Here is a 15,339-nt window from a genome sequence, read left to right as displayed (position 1 = left end):
GGCATGGCATTCACCGACCCGTTCATCCGCCGCCCGGTGCTGGCCAGCGTGGTCAGCCTGCTGATCCTGCTGCTCGGCTTCCAGGCCTGGAGCAAGCTGCAGATCCGCCAGTACCCGCAGATGGAGAACGCGCTGATCACGGTCACCACCGCCTACCCCGGCGCCAACGCCGAGACCATCCAGGGCTACATCACCCAACCGCTGCAACAGAGCCTGGCCAGCGCCGACGGCATCGACTACATGACCTCGGTGAGCCGCCAGAACTTTTCGGTGATTTCAGTCTATGCGCGTATCGGCGCCGACACCGACCGATTGTTCACCCAACTGCTGGCCAAGGCCAACGAGGTGCGCAACAAGCTGCCACAGGACTCCGAAGACCCGGTGCTGAGCAAGGAAGCGGCCGATGCCTCGGCGCTGATGTACATCAGTTTCTACAGCAGCGAGATGAGCAACCCGCAGATCACCGACTACCTGTCGAGGGTGATCCAGCCCAAGCTTGCCACCCTGCCCGGCATGGCCGAGGCCGAGATCCTCGGCAACCAGGTGTTCGCCATGCGCATCTGGGTCGATCCGGTGAAGCTTGCCGGCTTCGGCCTGTCGGCCAACGACGTGACCAGCGCCGTGCGCCGCTACAACTTCCTCGCTGCCGCTGGCGAGGTGAAAGGCGAGTACGTGGTCACCAGTGTCAACGCCACCACCGAGCTGAAATCCCCCGAGGCGTTTGCCGCCCTGCCGGTCAAGACCGCTGGCGACAGCCGCGTGCTGCTGGGCGATGTGGCACGCATCGAGATGGGGGCGGAGAACTACGACACGGTCAGTTCCTTCGACGGCATCCCTTCGGTGTACATCGGCATCAAGGCCACGCCGTCGGCCAACCCGCTGGAGGTGATCAAGGAGGTCCGGCGGATCATGCCGGAGCTGGAAAGCCAGCTGCCCTCGGCGCTGAAAGTCTCCATCGCCTACGATGCCACGCTGTTCATCCAGGCCTCCATCGACGAAGTGATCAAGACCCTCGGCGAGGCCGTGCTGATCGTCATCGTCGTGGTGTTCCTGTTCCTCGGGGCGCTGCGCTCGGTGCTGATCCCGGTGATCACCATCCCGCTGTCGATGATCGGCGTACTGTTCTTCATGCAGATGATGGGGTATTCGCTGAACCTGCTCACGCTGCTGGCAATGGTGCTGGCCATCGGTCTGGTAGTGGACGATGCCATCGTCGTGGTGGAGAACATCCACCGCCATATCGAGGAGGGCAAGACGCCGTTCGACGCCGCCCTGGAGGGCGCGCGGGAAATCGCCATGCCGGTGGTATCGATGACCATCACCCTGGCAGCGGTGTATGCCCCGATCGGCTTCCTCACCGGGCTGACCGGTGCATTGTTCAAGGAGTTCGCCCTGACCCTGGCCGGCGCCGTGGTGATCTCGGGCGTCGTCGCCCTGACCCTGTCGCCGATGATGTGTGCTCTGCTGCTGCGTCCCGAGCAGAGCGAGAAGGGCCTGGCCCACCGCCTCGACCAGATGTTCGAACGCCTGAAGATTCGCTACCAGCGCCTGCTGCACGGCACACTCGACAGTCGCCCGGTGGTGATCGTGTTCGCCGTGATCATCCTGTGCCTGATCCCGGTACTGCTCAAGTTCACCCAGAACGAGCTGGCGCCCAACGAAGACCAGGGCGTGATCTTCATGATGAGCAGTTCGCCGCAACCGGCCAACCTGGATTACCTCAACGCCTATACCGACCGCTTCACTCCGCTGTTCAAGACCTTCCCAGAGTATTACTCGTCGTTCCAGATCAACGGCTTCAACGGTGTACAGAGTGGAATCGGCGGCTTCCTGCTCAAGCCCTGGAACGAGCGCAGTCGCACGCAGATGGAGCTGCTGCCGCTGGTGCAGGCCAAGCTCGAAGACATCGGCGGCCTGCAGATCTTCGGCTTCAACCTGCCGTCACTTCCAGGCACCGGCGAAGGCCTGCCGTTCCAGTTCGTGCTCAACACCGCCGGCGACTACCCTGCCCTGCTCGAAGTGGCGCAGCGGGTCAAGGAACGTGCCCAGGCCTCGGGCAAGTTCGCCTTCCTCGACATCGACCTGGCCTTCGACAAGCCCGAGGTGGTGGTCGACATCGACCGGGCCAAGGCCGCGCAGATGGGCGTGTCGATGGACACCCTCGGCGGCACGCTGGCCACCTTGCTCGGGGAGGCGGAAATCAACCGGTTCACCCTCGAAGGCCGCAGCTACAAGGTGATCGCCCAGGTCGAACGCACCTACCGCGACAATGCCGGCTGGCTGAACAACTACTACGTGAAGAACGACCAGGGCCGGCTGCTGCCGCTGTCGACGCTGATCACCCTCAGCGAACGCGCCCGCCCACGCCAGCTCAACCAGTTCCAGCAACTGAACTCGGCGATCATCCAGGGCGTACCGATGGTGAGCATGGGCGAGGCGCTGGGCACCATCCGCGCCATCGCCCGTGAAGAGGCACCGGAGGGCTTCGCCTTCGACTATGCCGGCACCGCGCGCCAGTTCGTCCAGGAAGGCAGCGCACTGTGGGTGACCTTCGGCCTGGCGCTGGCGATCATCTTCCTGGTGCTGGCCGCGCAGTTCGAGAGCTTCCGCGATCCGCTGGTGATCCTGGTGACCGTGCCACTGTCGATCTGCGGAGCACTGCTGCCGCTGTTTCTCGGTGTCTCGAGCATGAACATCTACACCCAGGTCGGGCTGGTGACGCTGATCGGGCTGATCAGCAAGCACGGCATCCTGATCGTCGAGTTCGCCAATCAGCTGCGCGAGGAAAAAGGCCCGGGCGTGCGCGAGGCCATCGAGGAAGCCGCGGCGATCCGCCTGCGGCCGGTACTGATGACCACTGCCGCGATGGTGTTCGGCATGGTGCCCCTGATCCTGGCCACGGGGGCCGGGGCGGTGAGCCGGTTCGATATCGGCATCGTGATCGCCACCGGCATGTCGATCGGCACGCTGTTCACCCTGTTCGTACTGCCGTGTGTGTACACCGTGCTGGCGCACCGCACGGCGGTGGATGAGCGCCGAAAGATTGTGCGTGAGGGCTGAGACTCTACCGCCCCGTTTCGTCCTGCAGGGGTGGTGGTTCACCGCTGCGACTTGCCCCACGACATGACCCGCAAGGATGCCACTTCCATCCGCCAGAAATAACAAAGCCCCGCTTGCGCGGGGCCTCTTGCCTGGGGTTCAGCCAAACGGCCGCAGCCCCTGGCGCATTCCGAACAGGAACAGCAGCAGGTCATGATCCGGCTGGGCCTGCCCCTGTCCTTGTTTCACTACCCGCGGCGCGAGTGTTTCTCCCGCCGCGTCGCTCTTGCTGAACACGGTCGGACGTGGCTGATCCCAGGCGGCCACGGCCACGGTGGTCACGCCAAGCGCGCCCACCAGGAACAAAGCTCGAGCTATTTCTAGTTTCATTAACCTAACCCTTTGACAGCGCTGCCAAACGCCCTTTCATAAAAGTAGAGCAGGGTTTGCCACTGCGCATCGTTGAACGACGAATGGCGGCGCAACTGGCGCAGGTCGTTGTAGGCCGCGCGTTGGCAACTGATGCGGCGGCGGCATTTTTCCAGGTCCAGCAAGGCCACTTCGGCATGCGCCTCTTCACCCTCGCCGATCACCTTGATGAACACATGCTTGCCATACAGGCAGCCATGCTGCCAGTGGCCCAGGTGCATGCGCGCCAGGTTGCCGGCCAGCTCCTCGAGCATGCGCTCGTGCAGCACCTGCGGATACTGTTCGCGCGCGCCCTGGGCGTGCCAGGTGTCGAGGTCGACGAAACCGTCAAGTGCCTCGCTGACCAGCAGCGCTCGCCACTGGTGCTCGGCATCGCGCTCGGCCCCGGCGAAGACGATGCGCGGCACGCGGACGCCCAATTGCTCGAAGCTGTTCAGTGCATCCAGTTCCCGCAGCACCGTCGGTCGGCCGAACGGGTGCAGCAGGCTGCGGTAGATATGCCCAACCTGACGCTTGGCATAGAGCAGGTGGCCGTGACCATCGTCCAGGCGCTGCACGCCACTTTCGCCGCCACGTCGCTGGTTGGGTTCCTCGACCCATTCCCCCTGCTGTTGCCAGTAGTAGTCGAATTGCGCTGCCTGCTCCTGAACTGTCGCCATTGCTCCCTCACCCTTTTCTCAATACATAGACTCGCCACATGGCATAGAACGGCAGGAAGTCCAGACGTTCCTGAATCCTGAAGCCGGCTGTCACAAATTCTTCTTCAACCGTGGCAGCAGGTAACACGAAGCGATTCTGGTAACTGTCCTGCTCCACCTTGGCGCTGCGTCGTTGTTCGAGCTTCTTGCGCCGCCATGCCTTGAAATTGCCATCCACCCACAGCGACAGGATCACGCTGTCGCGGCTAACCCTTTGAAACTCAGAAAGAATCGTCTTGCGGTGAGCCGGATCGCCGATGTGATGGAACAGGCGCATGCAGAAGATGCTGTCCACGGCGTTGTCCGGCAGGTCGATGGCAAAGGCTGAGGTTTGCAAGGGACGTACCCGTTCCACCACTTCTGGCGGTTGCGACGCACAGGCTGTCTCGATCATCGCCGCGGAGTTGTCGGCACCGATGATCACGCGGTTGGGCTTTTCCGCGAGCAATGGCCAGAAACGGCCGGCGCCGCACGGCAGGTCGAGCACCAGGCCGGGCTCGCCGGCCAGCGTCAGGGCACGGCGGGCGAGCTGCTCGTCGCGGGCGTGTGAGAGACGACGGGCCAGGCCATCCTGATGCTTGAGAAAGTACTCACGGGCGTGCTGCTGATCGTACTTTTCGGAAAACTCGAGTTTGATAGGGCTACGCATGGAACATCTCCTGACTCAATGCCGCCCACAGTAGGTGGGCAAGCGTTGGCATCAGGTCATCACCATGTGAAAAAACCGTCACACAAAGTGATTAAGTCTTACAACGTGTTGCGATGGGGCTGTTGGGCAGCCCCACTCATCAACGGAGCGTGGCGTCAGCTTCCGGGTCCGGCGCCATCACGCTGCCCTGGCTCAGATCCACCTGGAAGCGGCAACCATGGGGCGAGGTGGCCGTCAGGGTGACACGCCAGCCCTGGTCGTCACAGATCCGCTGCACCAGTGACAGCCCCAGGCCCAGCCCCTCGCCACGGCGCTCATCGCCACGCACGAAGGGTTTGAACATCGCTTCGCGCTGCTCCTCGGGAATACCGACCCCACTGTCCTCGACGCTGAAGCCGTAGGCCTCAAGGTTCAGGCGGATGTAGCCGCCGTCGGTGTAGTGCGCCGCATTGCGCAGCAGGTTGCCCATCACCGATTGCAGGAAGGTGGCGTTGTACAGCGTCGGGCTCGCGCTGACCCGACCGTCGTAGTACAGCGTCAGGCCTTTCTGCTCGATGGTGTCGCGCCACACACCGATCAGGTCGTCGGCCACCTCGCGCAGGCTGGCCCGCGAGGCCACGGCGCCTTCGTCACGCTGGGCCCGGGCGAGCATCAGGAAGGTCTTGACCAGTTCACGCATCTCCTCGGTGGCGCGGGCGATGCGCTCGACCTGGCTGCGTGAACGGCTGTCCAGGCCGGGGTTCTCCATCAGCAGTTCGCAGGAGGTCGCCAGCACCATCAGCGGGGTCCGCAGTTCGTGGCTGACGTCGCTGGTGAACAGGCGCTCACGGGTCAGGGCATCGCGCAGGCGACCCAGCGTGTCGTCGAAGGCCACCGCCAGCTGACCGACCTCGTCGGCCGCGTAGTCCGGCGCCAGTGGCGGTGCCAGGCCAAGCAACTGGTCACGATGACGGACCTGACGCGCCAGGCGGATCACCGGCGCCATCACCCGGCGCGCCAGCAGCCAGCCAAGAAATGCCGCCAGCACCAGGCTCAGCAGGAAGCCGACCACCACCACGGCGAACAGCACGCGTTCACGCTCTTCGAAATCGCTCTGGTCCTGCAGCAACACATAGCGGCGGCCGTCCACCACCTCGACCATGGCGTGGTAGGAGAGCTGGTCGCGGAACACTTCGTGGAAGCCTGCATCCAGGTGGCGCAGGTCCTTGGGCAGCTCGAAATCATCGCGCCCGCCGCTGAAATAGAACAGCTGGTCAGGCCGTGGACGATGGCTCCAGTCGCTGACGCTGTCCATGCGCAGCAGGCGCTGCAGGTCACCGCCAAGCACCGATGAAATCAGCCGTTCTTCCACCAAGTGGACGGTGGCGACGATGCCGAAGGCGAAAGCGCCGGCCACCAGGGCACTCATCAACGCAAAGGCGATGATGATGCGCTGGGCAAGGCTCTGCTTAAACTCCATCGCGGCCCTCGGCGAGGCGATAGCCGACGCCATGGACGGTATGCAGCAGGGGCTTTTCGAACGGTTTGTCGATCACCTGGCGCAGTTGATGGACATGGCTGCGCAGGCTGTCGCTGTCGGGGCAATCGTCGCCCCACAGGGCTTCTTCGAGCACTTCGCGACGCAGTACGTGCGGGCTTTTCTGCATCAGCACCGCAAGCAGCTTGAGGCCGACCGGGTTGAGCTTGAGCAGCTTGCCCTGGCGGGTGACTTCGAGCGTGTCGAGGTCATAGCTCAAGTCCGACACCTGCAGGGTGCGGCGACCGCCGCCCTGGGCACGGCGCAGCACCGCTTCGATGCGCGCGGCCAGCTCCGACAGGGCGAACGGTTTGAGCAGGTAGTCGTCGGCACCGGAACGGAAGCCTTGCAGACGGTCGTCCAGCTGGTCACGAGCGGTCAGCATGATCACCGGGGTGTCGCGACGGGCGTCTTCGCGCAGGCGCTTGCACAGGGTGTAGCCATCGATGCCCGGCAGCATGATGTCGAGGACGATCAGGTCGTAGTGTTCGGTCGCCGCCAGGTGCAGGCCCGACAGGCCGTCCTGGGCGCAGTCGACGGTATAGCCTTTCATGCCCAGGTAGTCAGCCAGGTTGGCGAGAATATCGCGGTTGTCTTCAACCAGTAGAATGCGCATCGGGGTCTCCTGTGCGGCGCTTCGCTGTGCGCGGCAGGCGCAGCTTACGGTCATTGGCCAGGCATCGCCAGCCTTGGTGGAAAAACAGCGCAACTGACGCTTTTTTCACTGATCCTTCACGCACAGAGCATAGCTGCGGACCGAAAATGCCCGATCTTTCGCGCCGTCCCCTGCCTGTGGAGCCTTCATGCACACCGCCCGCCCCCGCCCGATCAACCCCTGGCTGTACCTTGGCATTCCCCTGGTTACTGCGCTGGTCCTGCTGCTGCTCGAAGCCACGTCGCTGGACATGGACGTGGCCAGGCTGATGTTCGATCCCGAGGTGGGCCAGTTCATCGGGCGACACAGCTACTTCCTGGAAACCATCCTGCACGACCGGGTCAAGCAGGCAGTGATCGGCGTCGGGCTGCTGGCGGTTGTGGCCTTCATCAGCAGCTTCTTCTGGGCGAAACTGGGCAGCTGGCGCCGCGAGCTGGGCTGCCTGGTCCTGGCGCTGGGTCTGTCCACGGCCTTCGTCACCCCGCTCAAGGAACTGACTGCCGTGCAGTGCCCCTGGAGCCTGACCGAATTCGGCGGCAAGGAAACCTACAGCAAGCTGCTCGAAGCCCGACCTGCGACCGACAAACCGGGGCTGTGCTGGCCTGGCGGCCATGCGGCCACCGGTTTCAGCCTGTTCGCCCTGTTTTTCGTGCTGCGTGATCGCAAGCCGCGCCTGGCCCGTGGCGCCTTTGCCCTGGCGGCGGGAGTGGGCGTGGTGCTGTCGGTGGGCAGGATGATGCAGGGTGCGCACTTTCTGTCGCATAACGTCTGGACAGCGGTGTTCTGCTGGCTGATCGGCCTGGGCTGCTACTACCTGTTGCTGTACCGGCGCGCCAACGCTCCTCAGGCCGCGCTGCAGGAAAGTCGCGCATAGCAGGAAGCATTTTGATTTGTTTCAATTTCGTGACAGATACCCGCATTTTTTCGATTTTTATTGTGCTATCGCTGGCAAATTCACACGACTTCACTTGCCGCAGGACACCCTGCGGCTTCATGCTTCGGGCCATTTCGGTCGCCTGACCGAGACCGTTGGCCGCCTTGCCTGAGGCGAGCCGTTCCGGGGCGGAACATCCGCCCCCATGAAAATCCGAAGGACAGTCACCGTGAGCGAATCCAAGCCCGACTGCGTGCTACTCAAGCCGGCCCAGTCATTTGAAGGCCTGCAGGGCCTGAACTATCAGGTCGGCATTTCCGCGCAGAGCGCAGGCGCCCGGCATCTGCACATGCAACTGCTGAGCATCCCCCCCGGCGCCAGGGCCAAGACCCACAAGCACCAGGATCACGAAACCGCGATCTACGCCCTGAGCGGCTCCACCGGCTGCTGGTACGGCGAGCAACTGGAGAAGCACGTGGTGGTCGATGCCGGCGACTTCTTCTACATCCCTGCCGGCATGCCGCACGTGCCCTACAACCGCAGCGACGAACACCCGGCCACCGCAGTGATCGCCCGCACCGACCCCAACGAGCAGGAAAGCGTGACCCTCATGCCCGAGCTCGACGCCCTGTTGGCGGCACGCCTGGGCTGATCGAAGACGCCGGATCCAGGCACAAAAAAACCCGATGCCGGCGAACCGGCATCGGGTTTTTTCATGACGGGTGGGGCTGGCTTACATCATGCCGCCCATGCCACCCATGCCGCCCATGTCTGGCATGCCGCCAGCAGCCGGCTTGTCTTCCGGCAGGTCTGCAACCATGGCCTCGGTGGTGATCATCAGACCACCGATCGAAGCAGCAGCTTGCAGGGCCGAACGGGTGACCTTGGCCGGGTCCAGGATGCCCATCTCGATCATGTCGCCGTATTCGCCGCTGGCGGCGTTGTAGCCGTAGTTGCCCGAACCCTGCTTGACCTTGTCGGCCACAACGCTTGGCTCGTCGCCGGCGTTGGCAGTGATCTGGCGCAGCGGCGCTTCTACAGCGCGACGCAGCAGGGCGATACCGACGTTCTGGTCTTCGTTGTCGCCCTTGAGGTCGGTGATGGCAGCCAGGGCGCGAACCAGGGCAACGCCACCGCCAGGCACCACGCCTTCTTCGACGGCTGCACGGGTAGCGTGCAGGGCGTCTTCGACGCGGGCTTTCTTCTCTTTCATTTCGACTTCGGTGCCGGCACCGACCTTGATCACGGCAACACCGCCAGCCAGCTTGGCCAGGCGCTCTTGCAGCTTCTCACGGTCGTAGTCCGAGGAAGTCTCTTCGATCTGGGCACGGATCTGCTTGACGCGTGCTTCGATGTCGGCGTCAACGCCGGCACCGTCGATGATGGTGGTGTTTTCCTTGGACAGGATGACGCGCTTGGCGTTACCCAGGTGCTCCAGGGTGGTGGTTTCCAGGGTCAGGCCGATTTCTTCGGAGATGACCTGGCCGCCGGTCAGGACGGCGATGTCCTGCAGCATGGCCTTGCGACGGTCGCCAAAGCCCGGGGCCTTGACCGCAGCAACCTTGACGATGCCGCGCATGTTGTTGACCACCAGAGTGGCCAGGGCTTCGCCTTCGACGTCTTCGGCAACGATCAGCAGCGGACGGCCCGACTTGGCGACAGCTTCCAGGACTGGCAGCAGTTCGCGGATGTTCGAGATCTTCTTGTCGACCAGCAGCAGCAGCGGGCCTTCGAGCTCGGCAACCATGGTGTCGGGCTTGTTGATGAAGTACGGCGACAGGTAGCCGCGGTCGAACTGCATGCCTTCGACGACCGACAGTTCGTTTTCCAGGCCCGAGCCTTCTTCAACGGTGATCACGCCTTCCTTGCCGACTTTTTCCATGGCTTCGGCGATGATTTCACCGATGGAGCTGTCGGAGTTGGCGGAGATGGTGCCGACCTGGGCGATGGCCTTGGAATCGGCGCATGGCTTGGACAGGTTCTTCAGCTCGGCGACGACAGCGGCGGTGGCCTTGTCGATACCGCGCTTGAGGTCCATCGGGTTCATGCCGGCAGCGACGGCCTTCAGGCCTTCGTTGACGATGGCCTGGGCCAGGACGGTAGCGGTGGTGGTGCCGTCACCGGCAGCATCGTTGGCCTTGGAAGCGACTTCCTTTACCAGCTGGGCGCCCATGTTCTCGAAGGCGTCCTTGAGTTCGATTTCCTTGGCGACCGAAACACCGTCTTTGGTGATGGTCGGCGCGCCGAAGCTCTTGGCCAGGACAACGTTACGGCCTTTCGGGCCGAGGGTCGCTTTTACAGCGTCAGCCAGTACGTTGACACCAACGAGCATTTTCTTGCGGGCGGAATCGCCGAATTTTACGTCTTTAGCAGCCATGATCGTTTAATCCTTGGAATTCTTTAGCAGGGAAATCGGGGAAATCAGCCTTCGATGACGGCGAGGATTTCGTTCTCGGCCATTACCAGCAGGTCTTCGCCGTCGACTTTCACGGTGTTGCTGCCCGAGTAAGGGCCGAAAACCACTTTGTCACCCACTTTCACGGCCAGCGCGCGCACTTCGCCGTTGTCCAGGACGCGACCGGTGCCAACAGCGACGACTTCGCCGCGGTTTGGTTTTTCAGCGGCCGAACCCGGCAGGACGATACCGCCAGCGGTTTTCGATTCTTCTTCGCTGCGACGGATGACGACGCGGTCATGCAGAGGACGAAGCTTCATTGTCGATCTCTCCCAAATTGTGGTTTTCATCGGCCGGTGTCGACACCGGCGGGTTGAGCTATCCGGCGTTGCCGGTCGGGGCCCGCAGGCTGCGAACCCCGCGAGTCATGTCTGGTGTCGCCACCAGGAACCTTGCGGTGACACATACATGAGGCCGCCCGGTACGATTACAAGGCTTGCCGTGGAATTTTTTTAATGAGCCGGCGCAGGCCGGAAAAAAGCAGGGGCCGCATGGCGGCCCCCGGGGGTCATTTGTCGCGGCGCTCGTATTCGCCTTCGATCACGTTCGGACGCTGGCCGCCATCGCGGGGCTGGCCGTGCAACGGGTCATCCCGGAACGCACGCTGGCGCGTGGCCTGGGCTTCGGCGCGCTGGCGCAGCTTGCGCGCCGCCAGGTGACGGGTGAAGGGCAGCAGGCACAGCAGGCCGAGCACATCGCTGATGAAGCCCGGCAACAGCAGCAGGCCACCACCCACAGCGAGCATCAGGCCCTGGAACATGTCCTCGGCGGGCAGTTCGCCGCGCTGCAGGCTTTCACGGGCACGCAGCGCCGTGGCCAGCCCCGCCAGACGCATCACCAGCAGGCCGAGGGCCGAGCCGGCAATGATCAGCAGCAGGGCCGGGAAGAAACCGATGGCGGCGCTGACCTTGACGAAGACGAACAACTCCAGCACCGGAAAAATCAGAAACAGCAGTAGAAAAGCACGCATCAAGGATTCCTCGACGGAAGAGAACCTTCCAGTAAGACCATCAAATGGATGCGCGCGCTCGCCTTTTCAACCCTCGGCAGCCTCGGCAACCGGCCACTTGTCGGCACGGGCCAGCAAAACCAGGGCTTCGCGGACTTGTGTCGGCGTATTGCAGGTGCTCGGGAAGGCCAGCCAGTGGATGCCCTGGCCGATCCGCAGGTGCATGCCTTCGCTGTCGATGCCGACCATCTCGGCCGGCGCATTGCGCGGCAAGCCGGTGAGTTCGACGTAATGGGCGATGGCGTTGGCATGGTCGCTGTTCATGTGCTCGATCATGCTGGTTTCCGCGGCGCCGGCAAACGGGTTGGCCAGGGTGACCTCGTCGAGCCAGTGGATCGCGCCGAAACCGCCGATGTAGCGGTGACGCACCGGCTCCAGCACCCAGAAGTCGAAATCGTGGGCCTTGTGGTAGTTGCCGGCATCGGGGAAGTAGCGGTAGTAGCGCGCAGCTGCGGCGTCGATGGCAGCTTCGTCGGTCAGCTTGCGCGCCTGGGCCATCAGCGTCAGGCGTCCGACCGCCTGCACGTCCTCGGCGTCACGCTCGCCCACCAGCAACGAGCACTTGGGGTCTTTCTGCAGGTTGTGGGTGTGCTGGGCGATGCGGCTGATGAGAATCAGCGGGTGACCCTGGTCATCCAGGCAATAAGGGACGACCGAGCCGAAGGGGTAGCCGGGCATCGACTTGGACAGGGTCGAGAGCACGCCACGGTACTCCTCGAGCAGCAGTTCCCGGGCAGGGCGGATGGCTTTGGTACTCACGGGCAACTCCTGGGGCAGCGGGCGGGATGGGTGACAAGATAATCATTATCACCCTGCCCCGCTACTCGGCAGTTGCAGCCGACGTTACCAGGCGACGCCAAAGCCTGCGGTGTAGCGGGTCTTGTCCAGGTCGCTGTCGCTGGTTCCCTTGATCAGGTCCTTCTCGGCCTTGAGATTGAGCGAGGCCCATTCGGTAACCTTGTAGCGCAGGCCCATCTCGGCATCCAGCGAGTAATCGGCGACCGAACCGAACGGCTTGCCCAGCTCGCCGGTGGTGAAGAACTCGACTTTCTTGCCGATCAGGTAACGGTTGTAGTCCCACTTGACCGCAGCGGAATAGAAGTTGTCCTTGCCGCCGTCGCGGTATTCGTAGTCGGTGCGGTTGATCAGCGAGCCGAGCGAGAACGCCCCCAGCTCGTCATCCCAGAACTGATAGCCCGGGCCGGTACCGACGGTGCGCTGGCGTGCAAGGTTTTCGATCTGGTCGCGCTTGTATTCCAGGCGCCCCTGCCAGAACCACTTCTCGGTGAGGAAGCGGTCCAGCGCGTATTCGGCGCTCCAGTTGTTGGTGGTGGTGACGTCGTCCTTGGTCTCGCGGTTGTACTCGCCTTCGGCGTTGTGCCGCCAGCGGCCATGGCGGGCGGTGGTCTTGAAGCTGACATCGTAGTCGTCGGTGTCGTTCTCGGCGCGCTTGTAGTCCAGCGCCAGGTCGACGTTGCCCTTCCACAGGAAGTCCTCGACCAGCGGGCGCGGCTTCATGATCTGCTCGATGCTGGCCAGTTCGACGGTCTTGGGTGCCTCGCCGTTGGCCAGGGTCACCTTGCCAGGCTCGGCGGCCTTGAGCGACTTGGCCTTCTCACCGGTATAGGCGTCTTGCTTGACCAGCAGTTCCTGGTCGCTCTCGAGGGTTTGAACCTGTTTCCAGTCCAGCGCAATACTGCCCCCATAGGGCGTTTCGAGCAGCAATTTGCCGCCATCGAAGACCTTGATCTTGCCGCTCAGGCGGTCACCGTTCTTCATCCAGACGGTGTCGGCCAGCACGGGCGCAGAGAGGGTGGCAGCGAAAAGGCACAGCAAAGCTCTAGAAGACATAGGCAGAATTTGCGTTCGGTTGGACGAAAAAAGTCGGGCATTATCCAGATACCCACGACCAGAGCAAGGACAGACCGGACCTATGCCTACGAGTTCAATTCTCATTTCCGTCATATTTTCATCTTGTTCCACCGATAGGTCAGGAATTGCCTGATGTCTGATCAATCGATTCCGCACCCCGACGATCCCGAAGCCCGACGAATGGCACTGTATTCAGTGCTCGGCCAGATACCGGCCGGCAAGGTGGTCAGCTACGGCCAGCTTGCCGAACTGGCCGGTCTGGGCCGTGCGGCACGCTGGGTCGGCCGTACCCTCGGGCAACTGCCGAGCGATACACGCCTGCCCTGGCACCGCGTGCTCGGTGCCGGTGGCCGCCTGAGCCTGGCGCTGGGCACGCCATCGGGCGACGAACAGCGCGCCAGGCTGCGCGCAGAGGGGGTGAATGTGGCCAATAATCGAGTGGATATGTCGCGCCATGGCTGGCGCCCAATGGAGCACAGCGGTTAGAGTGCGCGCTTTGTTTTCGAAAACTTGAGGCAGATGTTGGCCCATGCCCCGTAAAACCTGGCGCGCTGCGCTCGCTGCCTATGCCAGCCCGTCGACCCTGGTGCTTTTGCTGCTCGGCTTTGCCGCCGGCCTGCCCTACATGCTGGTGTTCTCCACGCTCTCGGTATGGTTGCGCGAGGCCGGTGTCGCCCGCGAGACCATCGGCTATGCCAGCCTGATCGGCCTTGCCTACGCGTTCAAATGGGTCTGGTCGCCCCTGCTCGACCAATGGCGCCTGCCGCTGCTGGGTGGCATGGGGCGGCGCCGCTCCTGGCTGCTGCTGTCACAGGTGCTGGTGGTGGTGGGTTTGATGGGCATGGGCCTGTGCGACCCGCAGAAACACCTGTCGTGGCTGATCGCCCTGGCGGTGCTGGTGGCCTTCGCCTCGGCGACCCAGGACATCGCCGTCGACGCCTACCGCCTCGAGATCGCCGACGATCAGCGCCAGGCCGCCCTGGCCGCCAGCTACATGGCCGGTTACCGGGTCGCCGCCCTGCTCGCCACCGCCGGAGCACTGTTCTTCGCCGAATGGTTCGGCTCCACCGGCTTCAGCTACCTGCACAAGGCCTGGACCGGCACCTACGTGCTGTTCGGCATCCTCATGCTGCCAGCGCTGTTCACCACCCTGGTGATGCGCGAGCCGCCGGTGCCGCTGCGCACGCAACTGTCGGCGGCGCGTTACGGCTTGATGCACCAGCTGGTGTCGGTGTTCGTGCTGATCATCCTGCTGGTTTCGGTCCCCGCCAGCTTCACCCAGATGTTCAACACCGACTGGGCGAGCGTGGTGTTCGGTGATTCGACCATGCTCGACCTGCTGCTCGAAGACCGCGCTTTCCTGCGCCTGATCCTCTACGCACTGCTGACCTGGGCCTGCCTGTCGTCGCTGGGTCGACGCGGTCTGGCGCCTGTACTCACGCCGGTCAACGACTTCATCGTCCGCTACCGCTGGCAGGCCTTGCTGTTGCTGGGGCTGATCGCCACCTACCGGATGTCGGACACCGTGATGGGCGTGATGGCCAACGTGTTCTACATCGACATGGGGTTCACCAAGGACCAGATCGCCAGCGTCAGCAAGATCTTCGGCCTGATCATGACCCTGGTCGGCGCCGGCGTCGGCGGCCTGCTGATCGTGCGTTTCGGTATCCTGCCGATCCTGTTCATCGGCGGCGTGGCCTCGGCGGCCACCAACATCCTGTTCGTGATGCTGGCCGACATGGGGCCGAACCTGGAAATGCTGGTGGTGACCATCTCGCTGGACAACTTCAGTTCCGGCATGGCCACCTCGGCGTTCGTCGCCTACCTGTCGAGCCTCACCAACCTGAAGTTCTCGGCCACCCAGTACGCACTGCTCAGCTCGATCATGCTGTTGCTGCCGCGGCTGATCGGCGGTTATTCGGGGGTGATGGTCGAGAAGTTCGGCTACCACAACTTCTTCATGATCACTGCCCTGCTGGGTGTGCCCACGCTGATCCTGATCGCTCTGCACTGGCGCCAGGAAGTAGGGCGCGGCAAGCAGGCGCAGGCGGACAGCTCGGTGACCGAGCAACCCTGACAACTGCGTCGCCCTTTTCGCGGGCAAGCCCGCTCCCACAGGTACACCACTGCTCTTGAAACCCGT

15 protein-coding genes are annotated in these 15,339 nt (G+C 63.3%); 5 read left to right on the top strand and 10 right to left on the bottom strand.

The features are described from left to right. Positions 1 to 3 precede the first annotated feature (3 nt). Positions 4 to 3,060, top strand: coding sequence for a multidrug efflux RND transporter permease subunit (locus tag AC1TXO_RS05660; protein ID WP_486405405.1), 3,057 nt, complete (start codon positions 4 to 6; stop codon positions 3,058 to 3,060). A gap of 138 nt (positions 3,061 to 3,198) precedes the next feature. On the opposite strand, the gene AC1TXO_RS05655 is transcribed toward AC1TXO_RS05660, so the two are convergent. The 5 genes from AC1TXO_RS05655 to colR all read right to left on the bottom strand — a co-directional run bounded on the left by AC1TXO_RS05655 (position 3,199) and on the right by colR (position 6,947). Next, positions 3,199 to 3,429 (bottom strand): hypothetical protein, encoded by a 231-nt coding sequence (locus AC1TXO_RS05655; RefSeq protein ID WP_486405404.1) that lies wholly within the window; start codon positions 3,427 to 3,429, stop codon positions 3,199 to 3,201. Next, on the bottom strand, positions 3,429 to 4,127 hold the full coding sequence (locus tag AC1TXO_RS05650; protein ID WP_486405403.1) for a lipopolysaccharide kinase InaA family protein: 699 nt from the start codon (positions 4,125 to 4,127) through the stop codon (positions 3,429 to 3,431). The genes AC1TXO_RS05655 and AC1TXO_RS05650 overlap by 1 nt, the downstream gene beginning before the upstream one ends. A 7-nt stretch (positions 4,128 to 4,134) precedes the next feature. Beyond that, positions 4,135 to 4,815: a class I SAM-dependent methyltransferase gene (locus AC1TXO_RS05645; protein ID WP_486405402.1), complete on the bottom strand. Its 681-nt coding sequence runs from the start codon at positions 4,813 to 4,815 to the stop codon at positions 4,135 to 4,137. 139 nt (positions 4,816 to 4,954) lie between these two features. Continuing rightward, a complete protein-coding gene (locus tag AC1TXO_RS05640) occupies positions 4,955 to 6,274 on the bottom strand; it encodes a sensor histidine kinase (protein WP_486405401.1) in 1,320 nt (439 codons plus the stop codon). After that, on the bottom strand, positions 6,264 to 6,947 hold the full coding sequence (gene colR / locus AC1TXO_RS05635) for a two-component system response regulator ColR (RefSeq protein ID WP_486405400.1): 684 nt from the start codon (positions 6,945 to 6,947) through the stop codon (positions 6,264 to 6,266). Before colR ends, AC1TXO_RS05640 begins: the two co-directional genes overlap by 11 nt. Before the next feature lie 187 nt (positions 6,948 to 7,134). Between colR and AC1TXO_RS05630 the strand changes: the two genes are divergently transcribed. Together AC1TXO_RS05630 and AC1TXO_RS05625 are read left to right on the top strand one after the other, a co-directional pair. Beyond that, positions 7,135 to 7,860, top strand: a complete 726-nt coding sequence (locus AC1TXO_RS05630) for a phosphatase PAP2 family protein (RefSeq protein WP_486405399.1) — start codon at positions 7,135 to 7,137, stop codon at positions 7,858 to 7,860. 295 nt (positions 7,861 to 8,155) lie between these two features. Then, the gene (locus tag AC1TXO_RS05625; protein ID WP_486406797.1) at positions 8,156 to 8,512 is read left to right on the top strand and encodes a cupin domain-containing protein; all 357 of its coding nucleotides are present in this window, start codon (positions 8,156 to 8,158) and stop codon (positions 8,510 to 8,512) included. Positions 8,513 to 8,593: 81 nt separating this feature from the next. On the opposite strand, the gene groL is transcribed toward AC1TXO_RS05625, so the two are convergent. The 5 genes from groL to AC1TXO_RS05600 form a co-directional block, all read right to left on the bottom strand. Next, positions 8,594 to 10,237 carry a chaperonin GroEL gene (groL, locus tag AC1TXO_RS05620; protein ID WP_486405398.1) on the bottom strand — a complete coding sequence of 548 codons (1,644 nt, stop codon included), beginning with the start codon at positions 10,235 to 10,237 and terminating at the stop codon, positions 8,594 to 8,596. Positions 10,238 to 10,281: 44 nt separating this feature from the next. Then, a complete protein-coding gene (locus AC1TXO_RS05615) occupies positions 10,282 to 10,575 on the bottom strand; it encodes a co-chaperone GroES (RefSeq protein ID WP_029614823.1) in 294 nt (97 codons plus the stop codon). A gap of 248 nt (positions 10,576 to 10,823) precedes the next feature. Then, entirely contained in the window at positions 10,824 to 11,285 is a 462-nt protein-coding gene (locus tag AC1TXO_RS05610; protein WP_486405397.1) for an FxsA family protein, read from the bottom strand. A 66-nt stretch (positions 11,286 to 11,351) separates the two neighbouring features. Then, positions 11,352 to 12,083, bottom strand: coding sequence for a HugZ family pyridoxamine 5'-phosphate oxidase (locus AC1TXO_RS05605; RefSeq protein WP_486405396.1), 732 nt, complete (start codon positions 12,081 to 12,083; stop codon positions 11,352 to 11,354). A gap of 84 nt (positions 12,084 to 12,167) precedes the next feature. Further along, positions 12,168 to 13,175: a DUF481 domain-containing protein gene (locus tag AC1TXO_RS05600; protein WP_486405395.1), complete on the bottom strand. Its 1,008-nt coding sequence runs from the start codon at positions 13,173 to 13,175 to the stop codon at positions 12,168 to 12,170. 153 nt (positions 13,176 to 13,328) lie between these two features. Here AC1TXO_RS05600 and AC1TXO_RS05595 point away from each other — a divergent pair, with 153 nt between their 5' ends. Next, positions 13,329 to 13,682 (top strand): MGMT family protein, encoded by a 354-nt coding sequence (locus AC1TXO_RS05595; protein ID WP_486405394.1) that lies wholly within the window; start codon positions 13,329 to 13,331, stop codon positions 13,680 to 13,682. Between the two features lie 43 nt (positions 13,683 to 13,725). After that, on the top strand, positions 13,726 to 15,273 hold the full coding sequence (locus AC1TXO_RS05590) for an AmpG family muropeptide MFS transporter (RefSeq protein ID WP_486405393.1): 1,548 nt from the start codon (positions 13,726 to 13,728) through the stop codon (positions 15,271 to 15,273). The last annotated feature ends 66 nt before the right edge of the window (positions 15,274 to 15,339 follow it).

The organism is Pseudomonas sp. FA117, assembly GCF_057370475.1.
This window is presented reverse-complemented; position numbering and strand designations above follow the sequence as displayed.